Source organism: Microbacterium sp. NPDC089320 (assembly GCF_040684875.1).
GTDB lineage: Bacteria > Actinomycetota > Actinomycetes > Actinomycetales > Microbacteriaceae > Microbacterium.
Genome location: NZ_JBFBGY010000012.1, coordinates 1 through 1,070 on the forward strand (window position 1 = coordinate 1; position 1,070 = coordinate 1,070).

The 1,070-nt window shown below is 69.2% G+C and carries 2 protein-coding genes; both read left to right on the top strand.

Annotated features, from left to right (window positions below; genetic code table 11):
* Window positions 1–849 (top strand): phage major capsid protein (locus AB0N61_RS17665; protein WP_363365618.1); only part of this gene is annotated, 849 nt, incomplete at its 5' end.
* An 11-nt stretch (window positions 850–860) separates the two neighbouring features.
* The coding region (locus tag AB0N61_RS17670) for a hypothetical protein (RefSeq protein WP_363365619.1) at window positions 861–1,070 on the top strand (210 nt) is incomplete at its 3' end.

Consider the following 1,070-nt stretch of genomic DNA (forward strand, 5'->3'; position numbering starts at 1 on the left):
CACCTGGACATCGAGCTCAAGAGCCTGTTCGACACCGGCGCGTGGACACCGGAGACGACGCGCGGCCCGCGGATCGAGGAGTTCCTCACCCGGCCGATCCAGCTCATCGACCTGATCCCGCAGACCACCACCTCGCAGGTCGCGGTCACGTACATGGAAGAGACCACGTACGTGAACAACGCGGCCGAGATCCCCGAGGGCGGGCCGTACCCCGAGTCCGCGCTGGGCCTGGAGGAGAAGCAGAGCCCGGTCCGGAAGATCGGCACGTGGATCCCGATCACGGACGAGACGCTGGAGGACCAGCCCCGGGCGCGCGGGTACCTCAACAACCGCTTGCCTTTCATGGTCCGCCAGCGGCTGGACTCGCAGATCCTCGTCGGGTCCGGCACGGGCGTGAACCTGCGCGGTCTGCTGAACACGACGGGTATCCAGACGCAGGCCAAGGGCGGCGACCCGACGCCGGACGCGGTGTACAAGGCCATGACGCTGATCAAGGTCAACGGCCTGGCGATGCCGAACGTCACGGTGTGGAACCCGGCCGACTGGCAGGACGTGCGCCTGCTGCGCACCACCGACGGCATCTACATCTGGGGCAGCCCGAGCGAGCCGGGCCCGGCCCGCATCTGGGGTCTGCCCGTGGTGGAGGCGTTCGGCCTCACCGAGGGCACCGCGGTCGTCGGCGACTTCGCGAACTACTCCGAGCTCGCGACGCGCCGCGGCATCGACGTGCAGATCAGCAACAGCCACGCGGACTTCTTCACCAACGGCAAGCAGGCGGTCCGCGCCGACGTGCGAGTCGCGTTCATCATCTACCGGCCGCGGGCGTTCGCCACCGTGACCGGCGTCTGAAAGGAGCAGAGATGCCGTACACGGGTGGGTACCCGACCAGCTCGGTGCAGGTGGTCCGGGCGCGTTACGACTTCGCCGTCGACGGCGGCGCGGTCGGCGACATCGATCTCACGAAGTCGCCGGTCATTCCGGCGGGCGCGGTCATCCTCGGCGGGTTCGTCGAGGTCGACACGGCGGTCACCTCGGGCGGCTCGGCCACGGTGGCCGTGAAGGTCGAGGGC